Source organism: Paenibacillus solanacearum, from assembly GCF_910593845.1.
GTDB lineage: Bacteria > Bacillota > Bacilli > Paenibacillales > NBRC-103111 > Paenibacillus_G > Paenibacillus_G solanacearum.
Map to the genome: position 1 here is coordinate 1 of NZ_CAJVAS010000004.1, position 20,373 is coordinate 20,373.

The 20,373-nt window shown below is 48.3% G+C and carries 20 protein-coding genes; 7 read left to right on the plus strand and 13 right to left on the minus strand.

Annotated elements, in window-relative coordinates; all coding sequences use genetic code 11:
* From KXG62_RS06045 to KXG62_RS06055, 3 genes are all read right to left on the minus strand, one after another.
* Window positions 1-742, minus strand: a 742-nt coding sequence (locus tag KXG62_RS06045; RefSeq protein WP_218091042.1) for an IS4 family transposase, incomplete at its 3' end; no start/stop codon positions are given.
* Window positions 743-882: 140 nt separating this feature from the next.
* Window positions 883-1,308, minus strand: a complete 426-nt coding sequence (locus tag KXG62_RS06050; protein ID WP_218091043.1) for a cupin domain-containing protein — start codon at window positions 1,306-1,308, stop codon at window positions 883-885.
* A gap of 230 nt (window positions 1,309-1,538) precedes the next feature.
* Window positions 1,539-2,534, minus strand: a complete 996-nt coding sequence (locus KXG62_RS06055; RefSeq protein ID WP_218091044.1) for an aldo/keto reductase — start codon at window positions 2,532-2,534, stop codon at window positions 1,539-1,541.
* A 285-nt stretch (window positions 2,535-2,819) separates the two neighbouring features.
* Between KXG62_RS06055 and KXG62_RS06060 the strand changes: the two genes are divergently transcribed.
* Complete coding sequence (locus KXG62_RS06060; RefSeq protein ID WP_218091045.1) at window positions 2,820-3,365, plus strand: TetR/AcrR family transcriptional regulator; 546 nt, start codon at window positions 2,820-2,822, stop codon at window positions 3,363-3,365.
* A 303-nt stretch (window positions 3,366-3,668) separates the two neighbouring features.
* On the opposite strand, the gene KXG62_RS34490 is transcribed toward KXG62_RS06060, so the two are convergent.
* The 4 genes from KXG62_RS34490 to sigJ form a co-directional block, all read right to left on the minus strand.
* A complete protein-coding gene (locus KXG62_RS34490) occupies window positions 3,669-3,761 on the minus strand; it encodes a putative holin-like toxin (protein WP_343223434.1) in 93 nt (30 codons plus the stop codon).
* 166 nt (window positions 3,762-3,927) lie between these two features.
* Window positions 3,928-4,344 carry a DoxX family protein gene (locus KXG62_RS06065; protein WP_218091046.1) on the minus strand — a complete coding sequence of 139 codons (417 nt, stop codon included), beginning with the start codon at window positions 4,342-4,344 and terminating at the stop codon, window positions 3,928-3,930.
* A 30-nt stretch (window positions 4,345-4,374) separates the two neighbouring features.
* A complete protein-coding gene (locus tag KXG62_RS06070; protein ID WP_218091047.1) occupies window positions 4,375-6,069 on the minus strand; it encodes a methyl-accepting chemotaxis protein in 1,695 nt (564 codons plus the stop codon).
* Window positions 6,070-6,377: 308 nt separating this feature from the next.
* Window positions 6,378-7,253 (minus strand): RNA polymerase sigma factor SigJ, encoded by an 876-nt coding sequence (sigJ, locus tag KXG62_RS06075; protein ID WP_218091048.1) that lies wholly within the window; start codon window positions 7,251-7,253, stop codon window positions 6,378-6,380.
* Between the two features lie 230 nt (window positions 7,254-7,483).
* Here sigJ and KXG62_RS06080 point away from each other — a divergent pair, with 230 nt between their 5' ends.
* The 4 genes from KXG62_RS06080 (at window position 7,484) to KXG62_RS06095 (ending at window position 11,916) form a co-directional block, all read left to right on the plus strand.
* A complete protein-coding gene (locus KXG62_RS06080) occupies window positions 7,484-8,932 on the plus strand; it encodes a spore germination protein (RefSeq protein WP_218091049.1) in 1,449 nt (482 codons plus the stop codon).
* Complete coding sequence (locus KXG62_RS06085; RefSeq protein ID WP_218091050.1) at window positions 8,929-10,089, plus strand: Ger(x)C family spore germination protein; 1,161 nt, start codon at window positions 8,929-8,931, stop codon at window positions 10,087-10,089. Before KXG62_RS06080 ends, KXG62_RS06085 begins: the two co-directional genes overlap by 4 nt.
* Window positions 10,090-10,115: 26 nt before the next feature.
* Complete coding sequence (locus tag KXG62_RS06090) at window positions 10,116-11,216, plus strand: GerAB/ArcD/ProY family transporter (protein ID WP_218091051.1); 1,101 nt, start codon at window positions 10,116-10,118, stop codon at window positions 11,214-11,216.
* Window positions 11,217-11,436: 220 nt separating this feature from the next.
* Window positions 11,437-11,916, plus strand: coding sequence for a carboxymuconolactone decarboxylase family protein (locus tag KXG62_RS06095; protein WP_218091052.1), 480 nt, complete (start codon window positions 11,437-11,439; stop codon window positions 11,914-11,916).
* 221 nt (window positions 11,917-12,137) lie between these two features.
* Here KXG62_RS06095 and argC read toward each other — a convergent pair whose 3' ends face one another.
* The 5 genes from argC to KXG62_RS06115 form a co-directional block, all read right to left on the minus strand.
* Window positions 12,138-12,860, minus strand: coding sequence for an N-acetyl-gamma-glutamyl-phosphate reductase (gene argC, locus KXG62_RS06100; protein WP_246627334.1), 723 nt, complete (start codon window positions 12,858-12,860; stop codon window positions 12,138-12,140).
* The gene (locus KXG62_RS34015; RefSeq protein ID WP_246627315.1) at window positions 12,797-13,087 is read right to left on the minus strand and encodes a hypothetical protein; all 291 of its coding nucleotides are present in this window, start codon (window positions 13,085-13,087) and stop codon (window positions 12,797-12,799) included. Before KXG62_RS34015 ends, argC begins: the two co-directional genes overlap by 64 nt.
* Window positions 13,088-13,309: 222 nt before the next feature.
* Complete coding sequence (locus KXG62_RS06105) at window positions 13,310-13,705, minus strand: hypothetical protein (RefSeq protein ID WP_218091053.1); 396 nt, start codon at window positions 13,703-13,705, stop codon at window positions 13,310-13,312.
* Window positions 13,706-13,894: 189 nt separating this feature from the next.
* A complete protein-coding gene (locus KXG62_RS06110) occupies window positions 13,895-15,514 on the minus strand; it encodes an AraC family transcriptional regulator (RefSeq protein ID WP_218091054.1) in 1,620 nt (539 codons plus the stop codon).
* A gap of 101 nt (window positions 15,515-15,615) precedes the next feature.
* Window positions 15,616-16,632, minus strand: a complete 1,017-nt coding sequence (locus KXG62_RS06115) for an ABC transporter substrate-binding protein (protein WP_218091055.1) — start codon at window positions 16,630-16,632, stop codon at window positions 15,616-15,618.
* 532 nt (window positions 16,633-17,164) lie between these two features.
* Between KXG62_RS06115 and KXG62_RS06120 the strand changes: the two genes are divergently transcribed.
* A complete protein-coding gene (locus tag KXG62_RS06120; RefSeq protein ID WP_218091056.1) occupies window positions 17,165-19,330 on the plus strand; it encodes an ATP-binding protein in 2,166 nt (721 codons plus the stop codon).
* On the plus strand, window positions 19,305-20,006 hold the full coding sequence (locus KXG62_RS06125; protein ID WP_218091057.1) for a response regulator transcription factor: 702 nt from the start codon (window positions 19,305-19,307) through the stop codon (window positions 20,004-20,006). The genes KXG62_RS06120 and KXG62_RS06125 overlap by 26 nt, the downstream gene beginning before the upstream one ends.
* A gap of 149 nt (window positions 20,007-20,155) precedes the next feature.
* On the opposite strand, the gene KXG62_RS06130 is transcribed toward KXG62_RS06125, so the two are convergent.
* Window positions 20,156-20,314 carry a hypothetical protein gene (locus KXG62_RS06130; RefSeq protein WP_218091058.1) on the minus strand — a complete coding sequence of 53 codons (159 nt, stop codon included), beginning with the start codon at window positions 20,312-20,314 and terminating at the stop codon, window positions 20,156-20,158.
* Between the last annotated feature and the right edge of the window lie 59 nt (window positions 20,315-20,373).

Here is a 20,373-nt window from a genome sequence, read left to right on the forward strand (position 1 = left end):
TTTTGACCATGCCAATGACGTGTAGGTTACGATCACGTATCTCTTGAATCAGTGGTGCATGAGTAAACCAGCTATCCATGAGTACGTAGGATGCAGACATGCCGGCAGCAATAGCACGATCTAGCATGGCGGTGATGTTAACAGGAGCAGTTTGCAGCGCTTCTTTCCGACGCTTGTAACCTGATGAGCGTTTATCAATTCCAGCGGCGATTCCATTGATGCTGGAGTTGTTCGAGCTGAGCAGCGAGAAGTCAACTGGTACGAAGGAATGTCCATCGGTCCAGCCCATGGTTAACATGCGAAAACCCTTGTAGTACGCTCCGGTAGCATGATCTTTGAAGCGTGCGAGCATCTCGACAACCTTGCTCCGGTTACGTTCAAACATTGAATCGTCGAAGATGAACGCTGTCTCGCGCGTATCGGAGGTCAGACTTTCCATACGATGAACGGTCTCGCGGCTCAATAGCGTTAAAAAGCGGCGCCAAGCGTACCCGCTGTGGTTGAGAAAACGATACACGGTATCTTTCCCAGGATAATTTGTGCCCCGCCGGCTTTCGAGTAGACGAAACCAGTTCTTCTGTTGGAATAGCAGCACAAATATGATTCGGAACAAGGTCGCACAAGTGAAGCCAAATTTCTTCTTAAAGCCAGCGTCATTCAAGTGTTTGATGAGCTTCAGTTCATGGAAAGCCGGTTTAATTTCTGCTGGTAGTTGATCAATGGATAGTTTTTGTTCTATCATATAGAGGACACCTCTTCTGTGTGGTAGTAGTGTGACTTCGACACTCTCACTTTACCAAAGGAAGCGGTGGATTTCTATTTTTCAATCAAGGTATCTTATCGATCACAAATCCAGTACGCACACAGTCTTAGGCTGATTTATTAGATGCGAAAGTTGAGTTTTAAACTGTTATATTCCTCATCTGTTACTGGTTCCAACCATTCCGGTTTACCCGCAGTGATTGCAATGTGTTCAAACCAGCTGTCTTTTGTAGCTCCATGCCAGTGTTTTACACCATCATGGGTGACAATAACATCACCCACTTTTAAGAATTGAGCAGGTTTTCCCTCTTCTTGATACCAGCCTTCGCCACCAGTTACTAATAAAAGTTGAAACCCCTCACGATGAATGTGCCAGTTATTTCTGCATCCTGGTTCAAAGGTCACATTCCCAACACCAACATTCACTTGAGGATCAGCAATTAATGTTTTAAGATAACTTTGCCCCACAAAATATTGTGCAAATGCATCATTTTTTTCGCCCACTGGGAAAATGACGCCCTGTTTTACTTCTTCATGTTTTGCCATCTTAATTCCCTCACAAACTTTATTTTTTCTTATTTACCAACTTGAACGGTTGGGCGAATGATCATCTCATTAACAGCTACATCGGATGGTTGTTCAATGACAAATGCGATGGCGCGAGCAACGCTTCTCTTCTTCAACCTGCTTCTGGCTTTCAATCGGTAATGTAATGTTGTTTGATTTGAATACCTCATTAACTTCATAGTTGTGGGGAACCCAATGTACGGATCAAGCTAAAGTGCACCAACTACCGGATGTGGCACATAAGGTTCTTCTAAGAACGCAATTTCTTCAGGTGTTAGTGTAACGGATAAAGCACCCACTGCATCATCAAGATGGGATATTTTCGTCGCTCCGATAATAGGTGCTGTAACCGGTTCTTTCTGTAATAACCAAGCAATTGCAATTTGTGAACGAAGAACGCCGTGTTTTTCTGCTAGTTCTGCAACCCGCTCTGCAATTAATCGATCGGTAGCTACAGTTGCATCGTACTTGGATTTCTGAGTTTTGTCTGTTTCGGAACGAAGCGTGGATTCCGACCAATCACGCGTCAATCTTCCTGACGCAAGCGGGCTATATGGAGTCACCCCGATTCTTTCCTCCTTGCAAAGAGGCAGCATCTCCCGCTCCTCTTCACGGTATATGAGGTTTAGGTGGTTCTGCATGGATACAAACCGAGTCCACCCATGTTTCTCAGCCACATTCAGTGCCTTTAGGAACTGCCATGCATACATGGCAGAAGCGCCAATATATCTCGCTTTACCAGCTTTCACAACATCGTGTAATGCTTCCATTGTCTCCTCGATAGGCGTGTTATAATCCCAACGATGGATGATATAAAGATCTATATAATCTGTTCCTAAGCGTTTTAGACTCTTATCCATTTCACTCATAATATGTTTTCGCGAGAGACCTCTGCTGTTTGGACCTTTGCTGTTTAAATCTTTACCCAGCGGAAAATATACCTTTGTTGCGAGAACAATTTCATCTCGATTGGCATAATCCTTTAGGGCGCGTCCAACAAACTCCTCACTTGTTCCATCGGAATACACATTGGCCGTATCAAAGAAATTAATACCTAAATCAAGGGCTTTTTTGATTACAGAACGACTGCTTTCTTCATCAATTACCCAAGGGTGAACCCAACGTTCTTTCTCACCAAAGCCCATACATCCAAGGCAAAGCCGAGAAACATCCATTCCGGTGTTTCCAAGTTTCACATATTCCATCTTCTTTTCCCTCGCTCTCCGTTAATCTCCACTTATGATAACCATCATCCGTAATTACAGGCAGGAACAAGGTGCAATATATTGGTTAATATAAATGCTTTTTGTTCATTAATGAACAGTACTTTATTAATATTGTTCATTTTACATATATACATTAATGAACATTTGTATATAATTATAATTACAGTCAGGATGTTTACAATTGCTAAAAGAGCGCATTTTGTTCAGTATTGAACAAATCGTTTTAAATTGTTAATTATTTTATGAAATTTGGTGATTGTAAAAATGACTAAAGTAGATAGAAGAATACTCAAATCTCAAGAAGCAATAAAAAAAGCGGTTATTGCATTAATGTCTGAAAAAAGTTTCGATGACATTACCATTCAGGATATTTCGGATAAGGCAAATGTTAGTCGAGGGACTATCTACCTTCATTTCGTCGATAAATACGATTTGCTCGACAAACTCATCGAAGAACACATTAATGCAATGCGAGAAATTTGCGAATCGTCTTCTGAAATGGAATACAGTGAAGCCAATTTGCCTTGGTTCGAATACCTTGAAAAGAATTATTTATTCTTTTCGACGATGCTAGCGAGTAAAGGAGCACCATCTTTTCGTAGCCGATTCAAAGAGTTCCTCATCGAGGAGTTCAAGGATGAAGTGGACATAACAAAAGGAAAAAATCAAGGATTAAATGAAGATGTCATTATTCAATTTATTGTGACGTCTTACGTTGGTATCGTGGAATGGTGGTTCACGAATGGAATGCCTCTTCCTCCTCATGTCATGTCAGAGCAGGTAGGGATGTTATTAGAGAGGAATCTATAGTCTAATTTAGCCAGATGGATTATAAAACGTTAGTTTCATATCTTGAATCAGCAAGCAAGCTTACAGCTTAGGTCGTATGACGTCAGGATAGAACTATAATTCTTTTATCTACATATATTGTCAATACGAAATTTATTGTGTAATATAAAAGAAAATACAAGGTTTACTTTCATGTATTGTGCATATACTAAAAAAGAGCCGTGCTACTAACACGACTCTCTACACAATAGCCGCTTTTAAGGGCGGTTGGCTTCAACAAAGTTAGGTGCACGAATAGACCGTTAACCTTTGCGAGAGGGCGGTCTATTTTCGTTTGTTAAGGTAAGTCAGCAAAGCCAAGATGAACATGCCGAACATGAACATCAAGGTAAGTGCTTGGTATACCTCCACAGGCATCACCTCCCTTCCGAGAGGTTAGCCGACCGCCCATAAAGCCATTCAATTGTGATTGGATTATTATACCATACGATTCTAGTATTCCAGTAGATGACTCTCCATCCACTGTCTTCATCTCAACTAAGAATAGCTTCCACGGAATATCGGCCCGTCGCCTTTGTCTTGGTTACGTCATCGTAGTGTGCGATGCTTTGGCCTTCCTTGAAGGGAACAACATATGATCAACCGAATATCGGCCGCCGCCGCTCACTAATAATGCGAGCGATATGGCAAGAAAAGAAAGCTCCAGCTCATACCCTCCTAGAAAACCGCGATCCATTTTCACCTTCATAATAGCGACCGCCATGACAATAATATACAAGGCAGATAACAATCTTGTCGCTAATCCGGCCATCAGGGCGAGACCCCCCATCACTTCCAAGAGGGCAACACCGTAAGCTAATATGCCCGGAAGACCTAAACTGTTGAACCAGTTCGACGTGTTGACGATACCACCGCTAAATTTTACATAGCCGTGAACCGCAAAGCTGAGCCCAAGAAAAAGCCGCAGCAGAAATAAACTCCATGAATATGATTTGGTCATTACGATCCGGTACCTCCTATAAGTAGTTGATTAAGCCTTGAATTGATTAATGAGAACGTTCAGCTTGCCAGCCTCTTGGTCGAGGAAAGCGACGCTTTTCTCAACTTCCTCTATTGAATTGTGGAATTGGTCAGCGGTGGATGACACTTGAGAAATTCCGAGCGCCGATTGTTCCGATAATAAGGTCGTATCTTCAAGAAACTTGTGAATGACTGTAGTTTGACCCATGATATCGTCCAAAGACACAGACATTCGCTCGATCTGCAGTCCGATCTGATCGATCTCGGCTTTTAACTGTACGAACGTTTCACTCGTTGTATGGACAAGCCGTTGTCCGTCTGTGACCGTGACATAACCGCTTTCCAAAGAGGCTACCGCATTTTTGGATTCACCCTGAAGATCCTCAACAATCGTTGTAATATGCCCGATGGAATCATGAACCTGTTCGGACAGCTTCCGCACTTCGCTCGCCACCACCGCGAAGCTCCGGCCGTTCTCGCCAGCTTTGGCAGCCTCAATGGAGGCGTTCAAGGCCAATAAATTGGTCTGATTGGCAATGCCTTTGATCACCTTAACGATCTCGGAGATTTGCTCCGTCTTCTCATCCAGCCCCCTCACCAATGTTAACGACTGACTGATGCTGGCATCCATAGCCGTCATTTTCTCGATGGACGATACCATATGAACACTGCCTTTCTCGGTCAAGGACAGCATTTGCTTGGAATGCAAGCTTGTCTGCTCTTTCTCGTGAACTACGGCAACGATTTGCTGTGAATAATGGTTCATTCGATCGATTAAATCGGTGGATGAGCCAGCTTGATCTTCCGAACGCCCGGCTAACTGCTGCATGGTCACCGCGATTTCCCGGCTTCCGTCACCTACAAAGCTTGTATACCGGATTAGTTTTTTACTTTCGTCCGCCACAATGCTGGAGGTGTTCGTCATCTGCTCCATCATTTGCCGGAGAGTCCACTTCATCCGGTTCATCGACTTGCTTAATTGACCGATCTCATCGTCTTCAAAATAGTCCATATCTTCGAGCTGCAAATTTTTATTGGCGATCTGATCAGCCATGCGCACAACTTGTTTCAGACTGCGCTGCATGTTAAAGCTGACCATGATGACAAGAGTGAGAGCAACGATGGAGGAGGTCACAATCGAAACGATCAAAATAATCGAGTTCCCTTGCAGCTGGCTGTAGTTTCGGTCCAACCCATTACCGCTAATTTTTTTCTCGGTTTCGAGCAAACCGCTTATTGCGGAAAGCATGTTGAACCTGATCTCGGCCAAAGCATCAAGCTGCTGCTGCTTCGTATTCGATTCCCGTACGGAAGGGACGATCGTTTCCGTAATCATGACGTTATACTTCGTGTCGTTCTCAACAATACGCGTATACAACTGCTTTTGCTCGCTGGTCGTAAGAGTGGGCATGAGCGGTTGTAAACGATCACTGAATTGACGGGAAAGCTTTTGTAATTGCTCGAATTGCTTCTCGTCTTTGGTGCGGACATAATCGTTTAGAACGATTTCCTTGCTTTGATAGAGGGAGAGCAGCTCGGAAACTTCAAGCAGATTAGACTGCAGGACGTTCTGCTGATTCAGGTTTTTTTCAATAAGTCCGAGACCTTGTCCTACGATAAAAGAGGAAATACCGAACAATGAAATGGCCACGATCTGAACGATAAAAAATTTCCGCCCCAAACTGCGTTTGAATGTAAAACCCACACTGATTCTCCGTTCCTATGCACATTTTACTAGAACTCTTAATATCAGTTACTTAGACCTACTATTAAGAAGTCTTAATTTACTATATTATACCAAAAAAACATCGTCAATATGGCATGACGATGTTTATGTTACGGAACGGAAAGCGAGTTAGCAACCAACGATTGAATAACAACGAGAACGGATGCGTTACCTGATTTCAAGGCTGTTTCGTCGCAAGTTCTCGCAATAAATTTAACGTGTCATTCAACTGCACCATCGATACGCTTTCGCTAACGGTATTTCATGCTTATCCAAATTAATACGCTTTACACGATAGCGCCTTTTCCTACATGCTTCAACTTATCGGGGTTGCGGACAAAATACAAATTGCGTATCATGTTATTTTCGACATGGAATATCCCTATCGTATGAATGCCTTCGCTCGATTTAATCATCATTCCGTATTGTCCGTTCAGATGCCCTATTTCGATGATCACTTCTCCATCGACCATAGCGACCTGACGTATCGGACCAAGGAGAAATCGTGCAACCGGATCCCGCGTTTCAATCGGTTCAACGGCAGCCGCAACTTTGCCTCCTCCATCGGAGACCAATACGACGTCCTGATCCAGCATGGATAAAATTCGGTTCATATTTCCCTGTTTGAGTGCTGCGATGAAATCGTGAACCCATTCCTGACCGGCCGCTTCGGGAGGAACGGCTTCGTCGGGGTTAAGTCCCATCTTTGCGCTTGCGCGGCTGAATAGTTTGCGGCAATTCGCTTCGTTTTTATCTAAGAGCTCGGCGATTTCGTGATACGCAAAGCCGAGCGCCTCACGAAGGACAAAAACGACCCGCTCCGTTGTCGACAGCCGTTCCAGCAATACAAGCATGGCATAAGACAAGAGATCGTCGCGGACGATCGTCTCCATCAAGCCGTCATCCGAGCTCGTAAAAGGCTCCGGAAGCCATTCTCCATAATATTGCTCCCGCTTCTTGCGTGCCGCTTTATTTAAATCCCGGCAACGGTTGGTGACCATTTTGCACAGATAGGCTCTCGGTTCAGCCAGCCGCTCCGGCGGTATGTCATACGCTTTTAGAAAAACGTCCTGAACGACATCCTCTGCATCGGATACCGATCCAGTCAACTGATAGGCCAGTTTGAACAGCAGTCCTTTGTACTGCATATATAGCTCCTGCATGTATTCATTACCTTCCTTCGCTATTCACCTTTGGTCCCTATAACTTGCCCCAAATATAAAACGAGATGAGGGACGGATTCGTGACATTTCACCGGCTGATTCTTTGTTCCATGGCACATCCTGATTCAACATTGACGGTTCAACGAATAGGTTTCCAACATCTGCATAGGGGTATTCCGCATTGCCCATAATATCCAACAAGCGATATTAAAACACCGGAGTGATCGTCGATGAATTCCGTAAGCCGGAGTCTCGAAGCCAATGAGGCTTATCTTAAAGACCAATTCCAACACTGCTCGGACATTGTGTTCCGCTCTATCATGTTAAGGGATGAACCCCGGCTATTGCTCGTTTATCTCGATGGAATGACGCGGCTGCAAGGCGTTGAAGATAACATTCTGAAGCCCCTTATATACAGCGGATTGCCACAGGGCATGGACCGAATCCAGTCGTTGGCCGAGCTGTTCAGACGCGAATTGCTTCCATTGACGAACGTAAAGACGGAGGCTTCCCTGGACGGAGCGGTGAATCATATCCTCCAAGGCAGCTTGGTCTTATTGGCCGAAGGCCATGACTCCTCCCTCATCGCTCAGCTACAAGACTATGAAACGAGAAGCATCCAGGAGCCAACCAAGGAAGCGACCTTGCGCGGGTCCAAGGAAGGCTTTGTAGAGAATCTCCGCACGAATACATCGATGATCCGACGAAGAATTATTCACAAGGATTTAAAGATGGAATCGTATAAGATCGGCAAATACACGCAAACCGAAGTCGTCATGGCCTACATCCAAGGACTTGCGGCTGAGAGCGTATTATCTGAAATAAGAGAAAAGCTAGGTACAATCGAGATAGACGGCATCATCGATTCCGCTTATATCGAAGAGTGGATTGAGAACAGCTCCTTCTCCATCTTCTCGCAAATCCAGAATACCGAGCGCCCGGATGTCGTAGCAGCCAGTTTATTGGACGGGAAGGTTGCTCTCGTTACGAACGGGACTCCCTTTGTGCTCCTTCTGCCTATTACGTTCTGGTCTGGACTTCAATCGGCTGACGACTACTTCGAACGGTTCGTCTTCGTCATCATGACGCGGGCGATCCGATTCATTATGGCCTTTATTTCATTTGCCTTGCCGGCCATTTACGTTGCGCTTTCGACGTTCCATCCGGAGATGGTCCCCAGCTATCTCATGATCGGCATCGCAACGGCCAGGGAAAGTTCGCCATTTCCAACCGTCATCGAAGTCTTCCTCATGATGGTCATTTTCGATGCGCTGCAAGAAGCAGGCGTTCATCTTCCCAATCAGCTTGGCCCGGTGGTCAGTATCATTGGCGCGCTGGTGATCGGACAAGCCGCCGTTGAGGCCGGTATCATCTCGACGCCGATTATTATCGTCATTTCCTTAACGGGCATCGCGGCGTATTCGATTCCGAGATATAGCGCTGCTCTACCTTTCCGGCTGATCCGCTATCTCATGCTATTTATTAGCGGCATACTCGGTTTCGTCGGTTTTGCCTTCGGTCTCATCTTCTTGTTGATCCATCTGGTCACGCTTGAATCCTTCGGGACCCCATACTTGAGCCCGGTCGCCCCGTTCGATGGCAAACGGATAAAAGACATGATGATCCGCTATCCCTACTGGATCAAAAAAGGACGCAACCGGAAAGGAGGCTCGAGATGACTCGTTGCACCATCGTCATAGGCGTCTCGCTTCTCCTGATGTTGTGCACATCGGGCTGTACCGATTTTGTCGAACCGAACCAATTGGCTTTTGTCATGGGGACCGGCATTGATCATGTCGAAGGCGGAAACATCGAAGTGAGTCATCAGATCGTCATTCCGTCACAAATGGGAGGTTCGTCCAAAGGGGAAAGCTCCGGCAATTCGGAGCGTTTTATCGTGATCTCGGCTAAGGGAAAAGACGTTTTCGAAGCCAGTCAAGCCGTACAGCGTAAGCTTTCTCGCCGACTGCTAACAAGCCATCGCATCCTGATCGCGATCGGCGAAGAGTTTTTCAATAAGAACGACGTAAGCAAGTTATTCGATAAACTGAGCAGGGATCCCGCGAATAACCAGAGGGACTTGACCCTTATGATAAAAGGCAGCGCCAAGGAATTCCTTATGCATAAGCATCCGATGGAACAGCTCAACAGCATTGCCGCTAGCAAAGAGCTGCAAATCAACGGTATGAGGAACTTCACTACGAGGCACTTCATAATCGACAGTGTCGCTGAAGGAAGCCGATCAATGGTGCCGATTCTCCAAATCGAAAATCATAAGATACGCAGTAACGAAACGACTCCGGTGGGCGTATTCACCGGTTATGCTCTCTTAAGCAAGAAGCTGAAAGTCAAAGGGATAGTAAACGATGTCGAAGGCGCACGAGCAATCTGGATGTCGGGCAAAGGAACTTTTCAAGGGGTAACCATTCCATGGAAGAACGGCAGCGGCAATGTATCGTTCCGATTGACCCATCTTCAGCGACGCATTCACTCGGGACAAGACGATGATCCGAAGCATGTGGAGTTAACCGTTAGGGCGCGAGCTTATCTTCTTGAAAATACGGCCTCCCTCGACATGTCCGGGGCAGATCAAATGATGGACGTTCAGAAATATCTTAACGAGGTCATTCAAAAGGATCTGCAGCTTACGATGAATAAAATCCAGCATTGGGGTGCCGACGTATTCGGCATCGGCGAGTACCTTCATCGCAAGTATCCGTACTGGTGGAAGTCGCACAAAGATGATTGGGACGAGCATTTCGAGAACATCAACGTATCCGTCAAGGCTAACATTCAACTGAGGTCCATCGGGACAAGCGGCGCGCAGGTAAAATGAGTAAAGGAAAGGAGCGGTGATGAGCGATGAAAATAAGCAGTTATCAAATGTTCTGGCTGGTGAACATCTCCTCCATCATCGTCATGTCCTATCTCCCTATCCATCTGGCCCTGGAGCAGTCGCGTCAAGATGGGTGGATATCTATCTTACTCGGGGCATTGATCATGATGGCCATCACCTGGGTCACGCTCCGGGTATGCAAGCAAAATAAGGATAAAACGTTAATTACGTTCATAACCGATCTGCTGGGCACTATGCTTGGGAAAATACTCGTCACAGTTTATTTCCTCCTGTGGTTCATGCAGATGGTTATGATTGTAAAAGGAATGGCGGAGTTTCAAAATTTAGTTATGCTTCATAACACCCCGATGATCGTCATTTTGTTGTGCATGATGTTTCTCGTTGCTTATGCGGTATACAAAGAAGGAATAACAGCGATTAGCCGCTGTGCGGAGATTATAGGTCCCTTTCTCACCTTCATGTTTTACACACAGCTCTTCCTGAATCCTCAAGACATGGACGTGAAGCGAATTTTGCCGATCTATGCGGACTCGGGCTGGCTTCACATTCTGGAAGGCACATTATACTCGTTCAATTATATGGTAGATCCTTCGATCCTTCTCATGCTGTTTTTTTTCGCTGAGAATCAACAAACCGCGGCGCGGGCAATCCTGTGGGGAACGGCTACTTCTTTACTGTGGGGCGTGTTAGCTACGTTGGTCCTTCTGTTTGTCACCGGACCTCATATCGCCGTTCATTTGGTCGTCCCCATCTACTCTCTCACGAAATATATTTCCATTCTCCAGTTCGTTCAAAACATCGATGCTTTTTTCATCCCGTTATGGCTGTTAGGGGCGTTTATTAAATTATCGGTATGCTTGTTTATTCTAAGTTACGGGTTATCCGAATGGACCGGATTCAAAAATTGGAAGCTTATCGCTTGTCTCATTACCTTCGTCTGGCTGGCTTACGTGATCTATAGCACGTACCATATTCGAATTTCCTATACGTTTAAAAGCTTGATTCTTAACGGAGTTCTTTACCCCTTCGTCTACCTCGTCATTCCGTTGATATTATGGATGGTAGGCAGTATACGTAAAGGCCGTAAAGCATCGAGTTTCGAATAAGTTTGTCCACCCATGTCACAGAATGAGATCGTACGTCGTCATATATACGAAGTGATGACAATACAGACCGAGGTGAACGAATGGCGAACTCAACGTAGTGATAGACTTATTCCTTAAAGTGCCCGCACATCAGCGATGGAGCGTTTGATGTTCTTGACTTGAATGACGAATACGATCATGACCTAATACGACCATAACGAACCGAAGAGAGGGTAAAATAATGACACAACGTATGAATTATATGCAGCAATCGCCGGAGCTGTTTAAAAAGATGCTGGAATTCAGCAATGCGGAGAAAGAAAGTGTGATCGAGGAGAGCATTCTGCATCTTGTTCACATCAGAGCATCGCAAATCAACGGCTGCGGATTCTGCTTGGATATGCATATCAAGCAAGCCAAAATCCATGGCGAGAGCGAGCTTCGTCTGCACCATCTTTCGATTTGGTGGGAATCGCCTCTGTTTCAGCCACGCGAACGGGCTGCTCTGACATGGACCGAAGTATTGACCAAACTGCCCGAGCACGGCGTACCCGACGATGTTTACGACCGTGTTCGCGAGCAGTTCTCCGAAAAAGAACTATCGGACCTGACCTTCTCCATTATGGCGATCAATGCTTGGAACCGTGTCAATGTCGCCTTCAAGACGGAACCGGGCTCTGCCGATAAGGCGTTCGGATTGACAAAAGCCGGACTGAGCTAAGGTACACGTCCGGCAGCTACGGATGACAACTTAGGGGCGAAATCCGTGCCAGCGATATCCGTCTTTCATACCGGACAGCATCGCCCGACATGATTTGAAGCTTGATTATCAACGTCCATTGTGCCGTGGAGTATCGTTCGTCCGATGCTCCACGGTTTTCGTGTTTTTCCAATCCCCTATTATTTACGAAGCGCGAAGAGGATGGACCATCGGAGATGTTACTATACCAAACCTATCCCTTCGTCCAGTCCCAGCATGAGATTCATATTTTGCACAGCAGCGCCCGATGCTCCTTTACCTAAATTATCGTATCTGGACATGATATTGATTTTGTCGTTTTGCCCGAATACGAAAATTTCCAAACGGTTCGTATCATTACACTCGGTTATGCTAAAATGCCCCTCATCGAGATCCACTTCCGAATCAAACGGCATGACACGGACGAAACGCTCTGTTTCATAATACGCTGCTAAAACTTCATGCACATCTCTGGCAGAAGGCTTTGTCGGCATGCATCTGCTTAATAAAGGAATGGACATGGCAATGCCTTGCGCATAGTTCGCTTTCATGGGTGTAAACAACGGCTCGTATAAAAGTCCGGAATACAATACCATCTCAGGAATGTGCTTATGCTGCAGGTGCAGCGAATAATGTCTCGGAACGTTAAGCTTCTTTTCCACCGATAATGCCGGATTCTCATATTCCTCGATTCCGCTTCGTCCTGCTCCGGAATAACCGGTCACGGAATGACATGTAACAGGATAATCCTTCGGAACCATACCGGCATCGATCAGCGGTCTCATCGTAACGATAAATCCGGTGGCATGACAACCGGGTACGGAAACTCTGGGAGCCGAACGTATTACATCTCGTTGATGCTTCAACTCAGATAAGCCGTATGCCCAATGTGGATTTGTTCTAAAGGCTGTGCTGGCATTAATGATTTTCGTTTTTTCATTTTCACAAGTGCAACGGCTTCTTTGGCCGCCGCATCGGGCAGACAAAGAAAAACAATATCGGACGCATTCAAGAATGTGCTGCGCTCTTGGGGATCTTTTCTTTTATCCGCGTCAATTCTGAGTATCTCGATATCCGGCCGGTTGGATAAATACTCGAAAATCTTCAAGCCGGTTGTCCCTTCCTGTCCGTCAACGAATACGCTGTGTTTCATAGCAACCCTCCTTGAAGTGTATAATTATTCTTAATTGAGTATAATTATACATAACTTTTTCGTTTTATCCAGTCTTTTCTGCCATTTGCTGCAAATCAGGACTAGACTCCATGAAGTACAGGCCAGAACGCTGCATCCTGTTGACGCTGGTCCTGCTTTTCGTGAGGCGTCTCTCGACTTGTTTGGATTGTCGCATATGAAACTAACGAACTGACGGTGTGTCTAACCTTGCAGCAAATATACTAAAGAGCCATATATATTCCCCAGCTCCTTCTCCGTAACGCCCAATTCCTTGGCTTGCTGCTGGTAACTAAGACCAGGATGGCTGTCTATCGTATCGAGAAGATCGAATATGGCGGCTAGCGAAGTTTTCATCATGTCGGTATGTATCACGCGATACGCTGCGAAGCCTGTCTTTTCGATCAATCCGAAATTAATATATTTTTGCAGCATCATTGAAAAATCTTTTTTCGGCAGTCCTACATGCCTAGCCATATCCGCATGCGATATACGGCTTACCCCATCATGATTCATTTTCGCTAACAACAGCTCGACAAGATCGCTATATAGTTTAACTACGTATTGAAGCTCTGCTTGAATTTTTTCTCTCTCCTGCATTGATCATACCTCTATTCTGAAAAAACTCTGTTCATACTCGCAATGATTCGCTTTTCGTCCCTTATGCGGTTAAAACGAAATTGGCGTAGAGCTATTGTATCACAAGAAAATAGACTTCCGGTATATATGCCAGAAGTCTTCCAAGTTTCTTCCTATGTTGGTTCAGCTCACTCAGGATATAAAGCCTTGTTACCCAAGCACCCGCAATACATCGTCGATCTTGCGGTTATGCGACAAGACGCCGAAATTCATCCATGCCAGAAAATCGACCTCGTATACACGATGTCCCTTGACTGCCGGAAGGCTGTTCCAGAGCGGAGATTGCAGCAGCTCGCGTCCCGTCTGCTGGCCTTCCTCGTTGTCGAATGTCACGAACAAGTGGTCCGCATCCAGCCTCGCCAGCTCCTCCGGCGTCAAGCTGACGCGCCGCTCGTTTCGCGCAAGCGTTCGTACCACGTCAGGCTGCGCTAGACCGAGGTCCCCATACAACAACGGGCCTGTATATCCGCGTTCACTGCCGCCGTACAGTATAACCGACTTGGACGACAGGCGCAGTACAGCTACGGTCTCATTCCGCACCGTCCTCGACAGCCTCGCTTTTGCCTCTGCGCAGTTGTCGCGGTACCGGCGGATCGCGGCGGCGGCCCGGTCTGTCCGGCCGAGAATGGCTCCGACAGCCTGGAGGGTGACCTGCCAATCTTCCGCGCAGTAGGGCAGCTTGAAGACCGGCGAGATCCGGGCGCACTGCTCCAGATTCCAGCGCTTGTACCCGTCGTCCAGCAAAATGAACTCCGGCTTGTATCGCGCCAGAGCCGCCCAATCGCCCGACGTAATATCAAACGCCGGCACCTCCGGCAAGTTCAGGTATTCTTGGCGCCCCCAATGCTTGTGCGAATATTGCACGATCGGCACTACACCGAGAGCGAGCAAATAATCTTCCAGAAACGGGGCGAACAAACGCAATTGGTTCTGCTTGCAGCCGCGGTACTGTCCCGGCGTCACGCCAACCATCTGCTTGAACTTGCGATTGAAATAATATTCGCTGTTGAATCCGACCGTCCGGGCGATTTGGTGCAGCTTGTCATCTGTCAACATCAGCAGCTGCTGGGCTTTCTCGATGCGGACTGTATTCAGAAAGTCGACAGGAAGCTGTCCGGTCATTTCCTTGAACGTTTGCGTATACTTCCAGCGGCTCGTTGCGCTCATCGCCGCCAGTGCTTCTACGGTCAGCGGCTCGTCGTAATGCTCCAGCACGTATTCGACCGATCGCTGCACGTCATGACGCATGCCGCATAAGCCGCCTGCCTGGCGAAACTGCCGAAGCAGAAACAACAGCAGCGACTGGAATCGAAGCTGCTGCTCCATTCGTTCCAGCTCGTCCCGCTCCATCCGGTGGCGGTACAGCGTTTCGACCTGTGTCAAACATGCGGAAAAGGCACCGCATACCATCACGCTTTGCCGGAGCCACTCGTCGAATGCGGCGGGGCTTGTCATTGCAGGCGCGTCCGTTTCGGTTCCGCGGTAGGACACCGCTGCAAACTCGATCTGGTAAAAGATCGCCCCTTCTTCCCCCACCTCAAGCCTGGTCGACGTTCCAGGCCCCAGAAGGACACAGCCGCCGCGCTGCAAATCAGCTCCCCCGCCGGCCAGAGCCAGATATCCCGTCCCTTCCGAAACGATCAGCATGACGTAATGAGCGGTCCTCGCGTGAATATGCACCCGGCAGGCCGCTTCCCGGACCAGCTCCATCCTGCTGCAAATATAAATCGAGGAAGCTCCTGCTGCCTGTCCGTCCGCTTGCTCCATCATGACCGTTCCCCACCTTCAATATATTGATAATGATTATTATTATCTAAAGTCTAAATAAAAAAGAGAAGCGATTCAATGTAGAATTGAACAGCTTCCCTGATTCAGCGGGACGGTATTGATCGGGCCAACAAACGAAACAGATCGTCCAGCTTCATCATATTGGCGGTAATGGCGCCGGATTGCCAGAATGTGCGATCCACCTTGTATACGTGACCGTTCTTGAACGCAGGCACCGACTTCCAGAGCGGACTGTCGAGCAGCTTGAACGCCTCCTGGTTTTCCTTCGAATCCCAGCCTCCGTTGGATGGAAGCACGATGATATGATCGGCATCGAGCGACGGAAAGGCTTCCTCGGACAATATTTCCTGGAATGCCTTCATGGTTCTCACTAGCGGATGCGGCTCCAGCCCGAACTCGCTGTAGATTTGGCCCGTATACCGATTGGTTGCGCCGAACAAGGCGATCGTCTTGTCGCCGGTATTCACCCGAATGACGGCCACCGTTTGCTTGCCTACCGTCTTCTGGAACTTTGCTTTCGCATCGTTTACTTTAGCATTGTACGAAGCCAGCACGCTGTCGGCCTTCTCCGGAATGCCGAGCACATCGGCGATCGTTCTTAGTATGGCCTCCGAGCTTTGTAGAATCGGTTCAGGCAAGCGATATGTCGGCGCAATTTTCGAATATTGCTCGTACTTGGCTTGATCGACGCTTCCGTCAACGATAATCAGATCGAGATCTTGCGCGATCAGCGCCTCCAGGCTGCCGGTAATATCGAATTGGGGGACGTCCAGCTTCAAGTAATCCTGCTTCCCCCAGGTCGGATGATACCACTGCACGACGGGTGTCACGCCGAGCGCTTTCAAGTAATCCTCCACATAAATGCCGGCCACCCGCTTCGGACGCGCCGGAATTTCCACTTGGCTGAACTCGTCTTTCACCGTTCTTGTTTGCTTCGCTCCGCGTTCTGCTTCCGCCTGCTTCTGCTGCGAATTCAAAGGGGTGTCATTGCCACCGGCTGCTGCTTGTCCGCCGACTGTGTCACTGCTCCCGCTCCCGCACGCCGTCAGCATGGTTAACAGCAATGCGGCCGCCACGGCGCGTTGTACTAAGGCTATCATGGCCTTCACTCCTGAAACATTCTATATCACTGAGATTCATTCTCAGTGGATAACGTTATCTTAGACGATGGCCCGATCGGAAGCAATGCACATTTTGTCGAAGTTTCTTATACATTTGTGCTCTTTTTTTTAGAATTGTGCCTATGAACGATCTTGTTCCCATTTTCATCCAATATGATGATTACTTTTTCAATCGGAACATGTAAAATCGTACAGATCCGATCGTACGTCTCTCCAGTCATGGATGAATTTTTGCGGTTGTCCTTGAGGAGAAGCCCCCGTTCTCCTTCAGTGCCGATTCCAGCCTTATTACCATATATTTACTACCATCTTGCCTCCGTTAAAATTTTTCTCTGGATCTTCTCCAAACTTTCGCTTGAAATCCGTCACGTATTCCCAGATAATACACCTGACAGTAGTCCTTTTGGACCATTCTTCAAAAATATCATTCCATGTGAAGATGTTCCGAAGCAGAGGGCAAAATGTCCTAGTGACGCAGGTTGCGTCCACCTTATATAGCTGGAGAGTGTGCATGAGAAAATTCGCCGCTAGATTGCTGATCGTTCTGATGGCATGGTGCAGCGTACCGCCATCCGCATGGGCAGCGATTCTCGAATACGATACGGTGCCCATCACGCGCGATTTGCGGCAATGGCAGCCAGCACATGATGGGACTGTTTCCTTGAACGGACCTTGGGAGCTCTATTGGCATCGTCTGATGGAGCCGAGCGATCTGGCCGGCGCCGCAACGGAAGCTGCGCTGACGGTATCCATTCCGGCCCAGTGGGAAGCTTACGCCATCCACGGGCAGCCGTTATCCAATGAAGGCTATGCAACTTACCGAACGACATTCCTGCTATCCGGCGAGACAGCCGCACAGCCGCTCGGCCTGTATATTAATAATATCGCGAGCGCCTACCGGCTCTGGATTAACGGCGCGCCGATGGGCGGGATCGGAACCGTCGGTACCGATAGGGCAAGCATGGTTCCGAGAAGCTATCCGAACGTGTATTTTTATGTGCCTCGCCCAGGCGTGAACGAAATCGTGATTCAGGTTTCCAATTATGCTCAGCGTACAGGGGGCATCTGGGAGAACATCGAGATGGGGGATGCGGAGCAAATCGCTTCGATGCACAAGCACCGTGTCATGGTCTGGATGCTGCTGACTGGTTGTTTGCTGGTCATGACGGTCTTCTCCATCTTCCTTTATATGTTTCGCCGGAAGGAAATTGCGGCCCTATGGTTCGGCCTGATTTGTCTAGCCATCTGCATCCGCTCCTCCTTGCTTGGCGAATCGTATGTGTACGTCTTGTTTCCCGGGCTGTCCTGGGAATGGGGCGTCAAGCTGGAGTATGTATCGGAAATCATGACCATTCTGGGCTTGGCCGCCTTCGTCAATAAGCAATATCCGCAGGATGCCCTGCTGCGCCTGTTCCCGCTGTTTGCCGGTGCGCTCGCCGGGTTTGGTGCCCTCGTGCTTGCCACGCCGGCCCGGGTATTCACCCAATTCATGGTGCCGTACATTATCGTGCTGCTGCTTCCGGTCTTTCTGTATGTCCTGTACGTATATGTTCGCGCCGCGCTTCGCCGCAGAATCGGGTCGCGCAGCAACATGATCGGCTTTTTCGGCTTTTTTACCACCGTTCTTCACGAGATTTTGTATTATACGGGCTACGTTTCGTTCGGGGGACTCGTCTCGTTCGGGCTGTTGTTTTTCCTGCTGACCCAGCTGTTGAATTTATCGTTCGTGTACACGCGGGCGGTGACCCAATCCGAACGGCTGTCGGCCGTGCTGAGTCAAGTCATCGAATCGCAGGAAGAGACCATCCGGCAGCGAACCTCCTCCCTGCAAGCCCTGAATGTGCAGCTCGAGCAGGTCAATCAGGAATTAAGCCGGATCGAAAATGTGCGGAGCACACTGCTCGCTGAAGTACATCATGACTTGTCGACCCCGATCACAGCCATTAAAGGCTTCTCCAAAGCGATGCAGACGTCTGTCATCAAGGCAGAGGACGCTCCGCTCTATGCCGGTCGCATTTACGAACGCAGCCTGCTGCTGGAGAAGCTGATCGACAACGTCATCGAATTAAGCCAACTGAAGACGGGCGAAATTCAGTTTCAGTTCGAGGAAATGCCGCTGTGGCCCTTCCTGCGTCAGCTGTGTGTCCGATATGCTGCCGAGGCCAGTGCACAAGGAATCATGCTGTCGTGGGAAGAGTCTCATCGTTCGCAACCCGAGACTTCGTCCTCGTCCTTGTCCGGAGAGCTCCGCGTCGTGATGGACGGGTTCCGGTTCGAGCGCGTATTTGCCAACTTGATCGCAAACGCCGTGAAATATACCCCGCGCGAAGGCGTCATCCGGATCTGGACGCAGTTCGAGCCGGGCGAGTCGGCTGACAGCGGACAAGTAACCATACATGTGGCCGACACCGGCATAGGCATTCCCGAATCCGAGCTGCCTCACATCTTTAAGCGGCGCTACCGGGTTCCCGGCATTCATCAGGTCAGCACCGGCAGCGGCCTCGGACTAGCGATTTGCTCGGAGATCGTTGCGCGCCATCAGGGAACCATCGGGGCAACCAGCACGCCAGGAGAAGGAAGCGACTTCTTTATTATGCTGCCGGTCAAAATCGGGGAGGTTGCAGCGAACCGTCACCCCCAAGGAGGAGCGCATGGACACGAGTATTCTCATCATTGAGGACGATCCGGATATTAGCGATCTGATCGCCATTTACTTGCGGAAGGAAGGCTTCCGCGTCGACATCGCGAAAAACGCGGAGCAAGGGATGAGCCTGTTTGGGCGATCCGCCTACGATCTGCTGATCTCGGATATTATGCTTCCCTGCATGGACGGAATGAAGCTGGTGCAATGGGTTCGCAGCCAGTCCGACCTTCCGGTTATTTTCCTCACGAGCAGGAAAGAACCGCAGCAAATTATTGAAGGGTTGCGCATTGGCGGGGACGATTATATTACGAAGCCGTTCGAGCCGGAGGTGCTCGTGGCGCGTGTTCAGGCAGGACTTCGCCGTTATCGTTCAACGGAGCGGAAGTCTGAGGCGAGCGCTGCCGACCTATGGACCGACGGCTGGCTCACCATCCATAAGAAACGGCTGGAGGTATCTGTCGACGACAAGCCCCTCACCTTGCCGGCCAAAGAGCTCCAACTGCTCGTTCATTTGCTGGAGCATCCCAAGCAAGTATTCAGCGTAGCTCAGCTGTACGATAAAATATGGAGTTTGAACGGAGTCAGTGACGAGCGGACCGTCATGGTCCATATTCACAATCTCCGCAAAAAAATTGAAAAAGACCCCGCTCATCCCCAATATATCGTTACGGTCCGCGGCTTCGGCTACAAATTCGGCGGCAGGCCATGAATATAAGGCAGCCCGCTTGTCCGAAGGCTTCCTTGGTTCATATCCGATTCGCCGGTGCCGGACGGCTCTTCATCCCTTACGTTTGCATCGTGCGTATTAACGAACAAGTAACCCCAAGCAGGCGCTTGGGGTTACTTGTTATTGCAGTATTACGGACGGATTGTAACTTTCTTAACGATCACTCTCGTGCTCATATGGAAGTCTCCGCCTTTAACGTTCTTCATTTGCTGCTCGGATACTTCTTGCAGCAAGTCCGGAAGCTCAACACGGTTCGCTTCTGCGGCATGCTTTTTGTTTTGCATGGTCATTTCAAACACCTCCCTCCTCTTGTTGGAATCAATATAAAATATCCCGTTTAAGTTTTGTT

What these genes read in the sequence shown, in the direction of transcription:
- KXG62_RS06050 (WP_218091043.1), bottom strand. Translation starts at nt 1,308, where the DNA reads ATGGCAAAACATGAAGAAGTAAAACAGGGCGTCATTTTCCCAGTGGGC.
- KXG62_RS06055 (WP_218091044.1), bottom strand. Translation starts at nt 2,534, where the DNA reads ATGGAATATGTGAAACTTGGAAACACCGGAATGGATGTTTCTCGGCTT.
- KXG62_RS06060 (WP_218091045.1), top strand. Translation starts at nt 2,820, where the DNA reads ATGACTAAAGTAGATAGAAGAATACTCAAATCTCAAGAAGCAATAAAA.
- KXG62_RS34490 (WP_343223434.1), bottom strand. Translation starts at nt 3,761, where the DNA reads ATGCCTGTGGAGGTATACCAAGCACTTACCTTGATGTTCATGTTCGGC.
- KXG62_RS06065 (WP_218091046.1), bottom strand. Translation starts at nt 4,344, where the DNA reads ATGACCAAATCATATTCATGGAGTTTATTTCTGCTGCGGCTTTTTCTT.
- sigJ (WP_218091048.1), bottom strand. Translation starts at nt 7,253, where the DNA reads ATGCAGGAGCTATATATGCAGTACAAAGGACTGCTGTTCAAACTGGCC.
- KXG62_RS06080 (WP_218091049.1), top strand. Translation starts at nt 7,484, where the DNA reads ATGAATTCCGTAAGCCGGAGTCTCGAAGCCAATGAGGCTTATCTTAAA.
- KXG62_RS06085 (WP_218091050.1), top strand. Translation starts at nt 8,929, where the DNA reads ATGACTCGTTGCACCATCGTCATAGGCGTCTCGCTTCTCCTGATGTTG.
- KXG62_RS06090 (WP_218091051.1), top strand. Translation starts at nt 10,116, where the DNA reads ATGAAAATAAGCAGTTATCAAATGTTCTGGCTGGTGAACATCTCCTCC.
- KXG62_RS06095 (WP_218091052.1), top strand. Translation starts at nt 11,437, where the DNA reads ATGACACAACGTATGAATTATATGCAGCAATCGCCGGAGCTGTTTAAA.
- KXG62_RS34015 (WP_246627315.1), bottom strand. Translation starts at nt 13,087, where the DNA reads ATGAAACACAGCGTATTCGTTGACGGACAGGAAGGGACAACCGGCTTG.
- KXG62_RS06105 (WP_218091053.1), bottom strand. Translation starts at nt 13,705, where the DNA reads ATGCAGGAGAGAGAAAAAATTCAAGCAGAGCTTCAATACGTAGTTAAA.
- KXG62_RS06110 (WP_218091054.1), bottom strand. Translation starts at nt 15,514, where the DNA reads ATGATGGAGCAAGCGGACGGACAGGCAGCAGGAGCTTCCTCGATTTAT.
- KXG62_RS06115 (WP_218091055.1), bottom strand. Translation starts at nt 16,632, where the DNA reads ATGATAGCCTTAGTACAACGCGCCGTGGCGGCCGCATTGCTGTTAACC.
- KXG62_RS06120 (WP_218091056.1), top strand. Translation starts at nt 17,165, where the DNA reads ATGAGAAAATTCGCCGCTAGATTGCTGATCGTTCTGATGGCATGGTGC.
- KXG62_RS06125 (WP_218091057.1), top strand. Translation starts at nt 19,305, where the DNA reads ATGGACACGAGTATTCTCATCATTGAGGACGATCCGGATATTAGCGAT.
- KXG62_RS06130 (WP_218091058.1), bottom strand. Translation starts at nt 20,314, where the DNA reads ATGACCATGCAAAACAAAAAGCATGCCGCAGAAGCGAACCGTGTTGAG.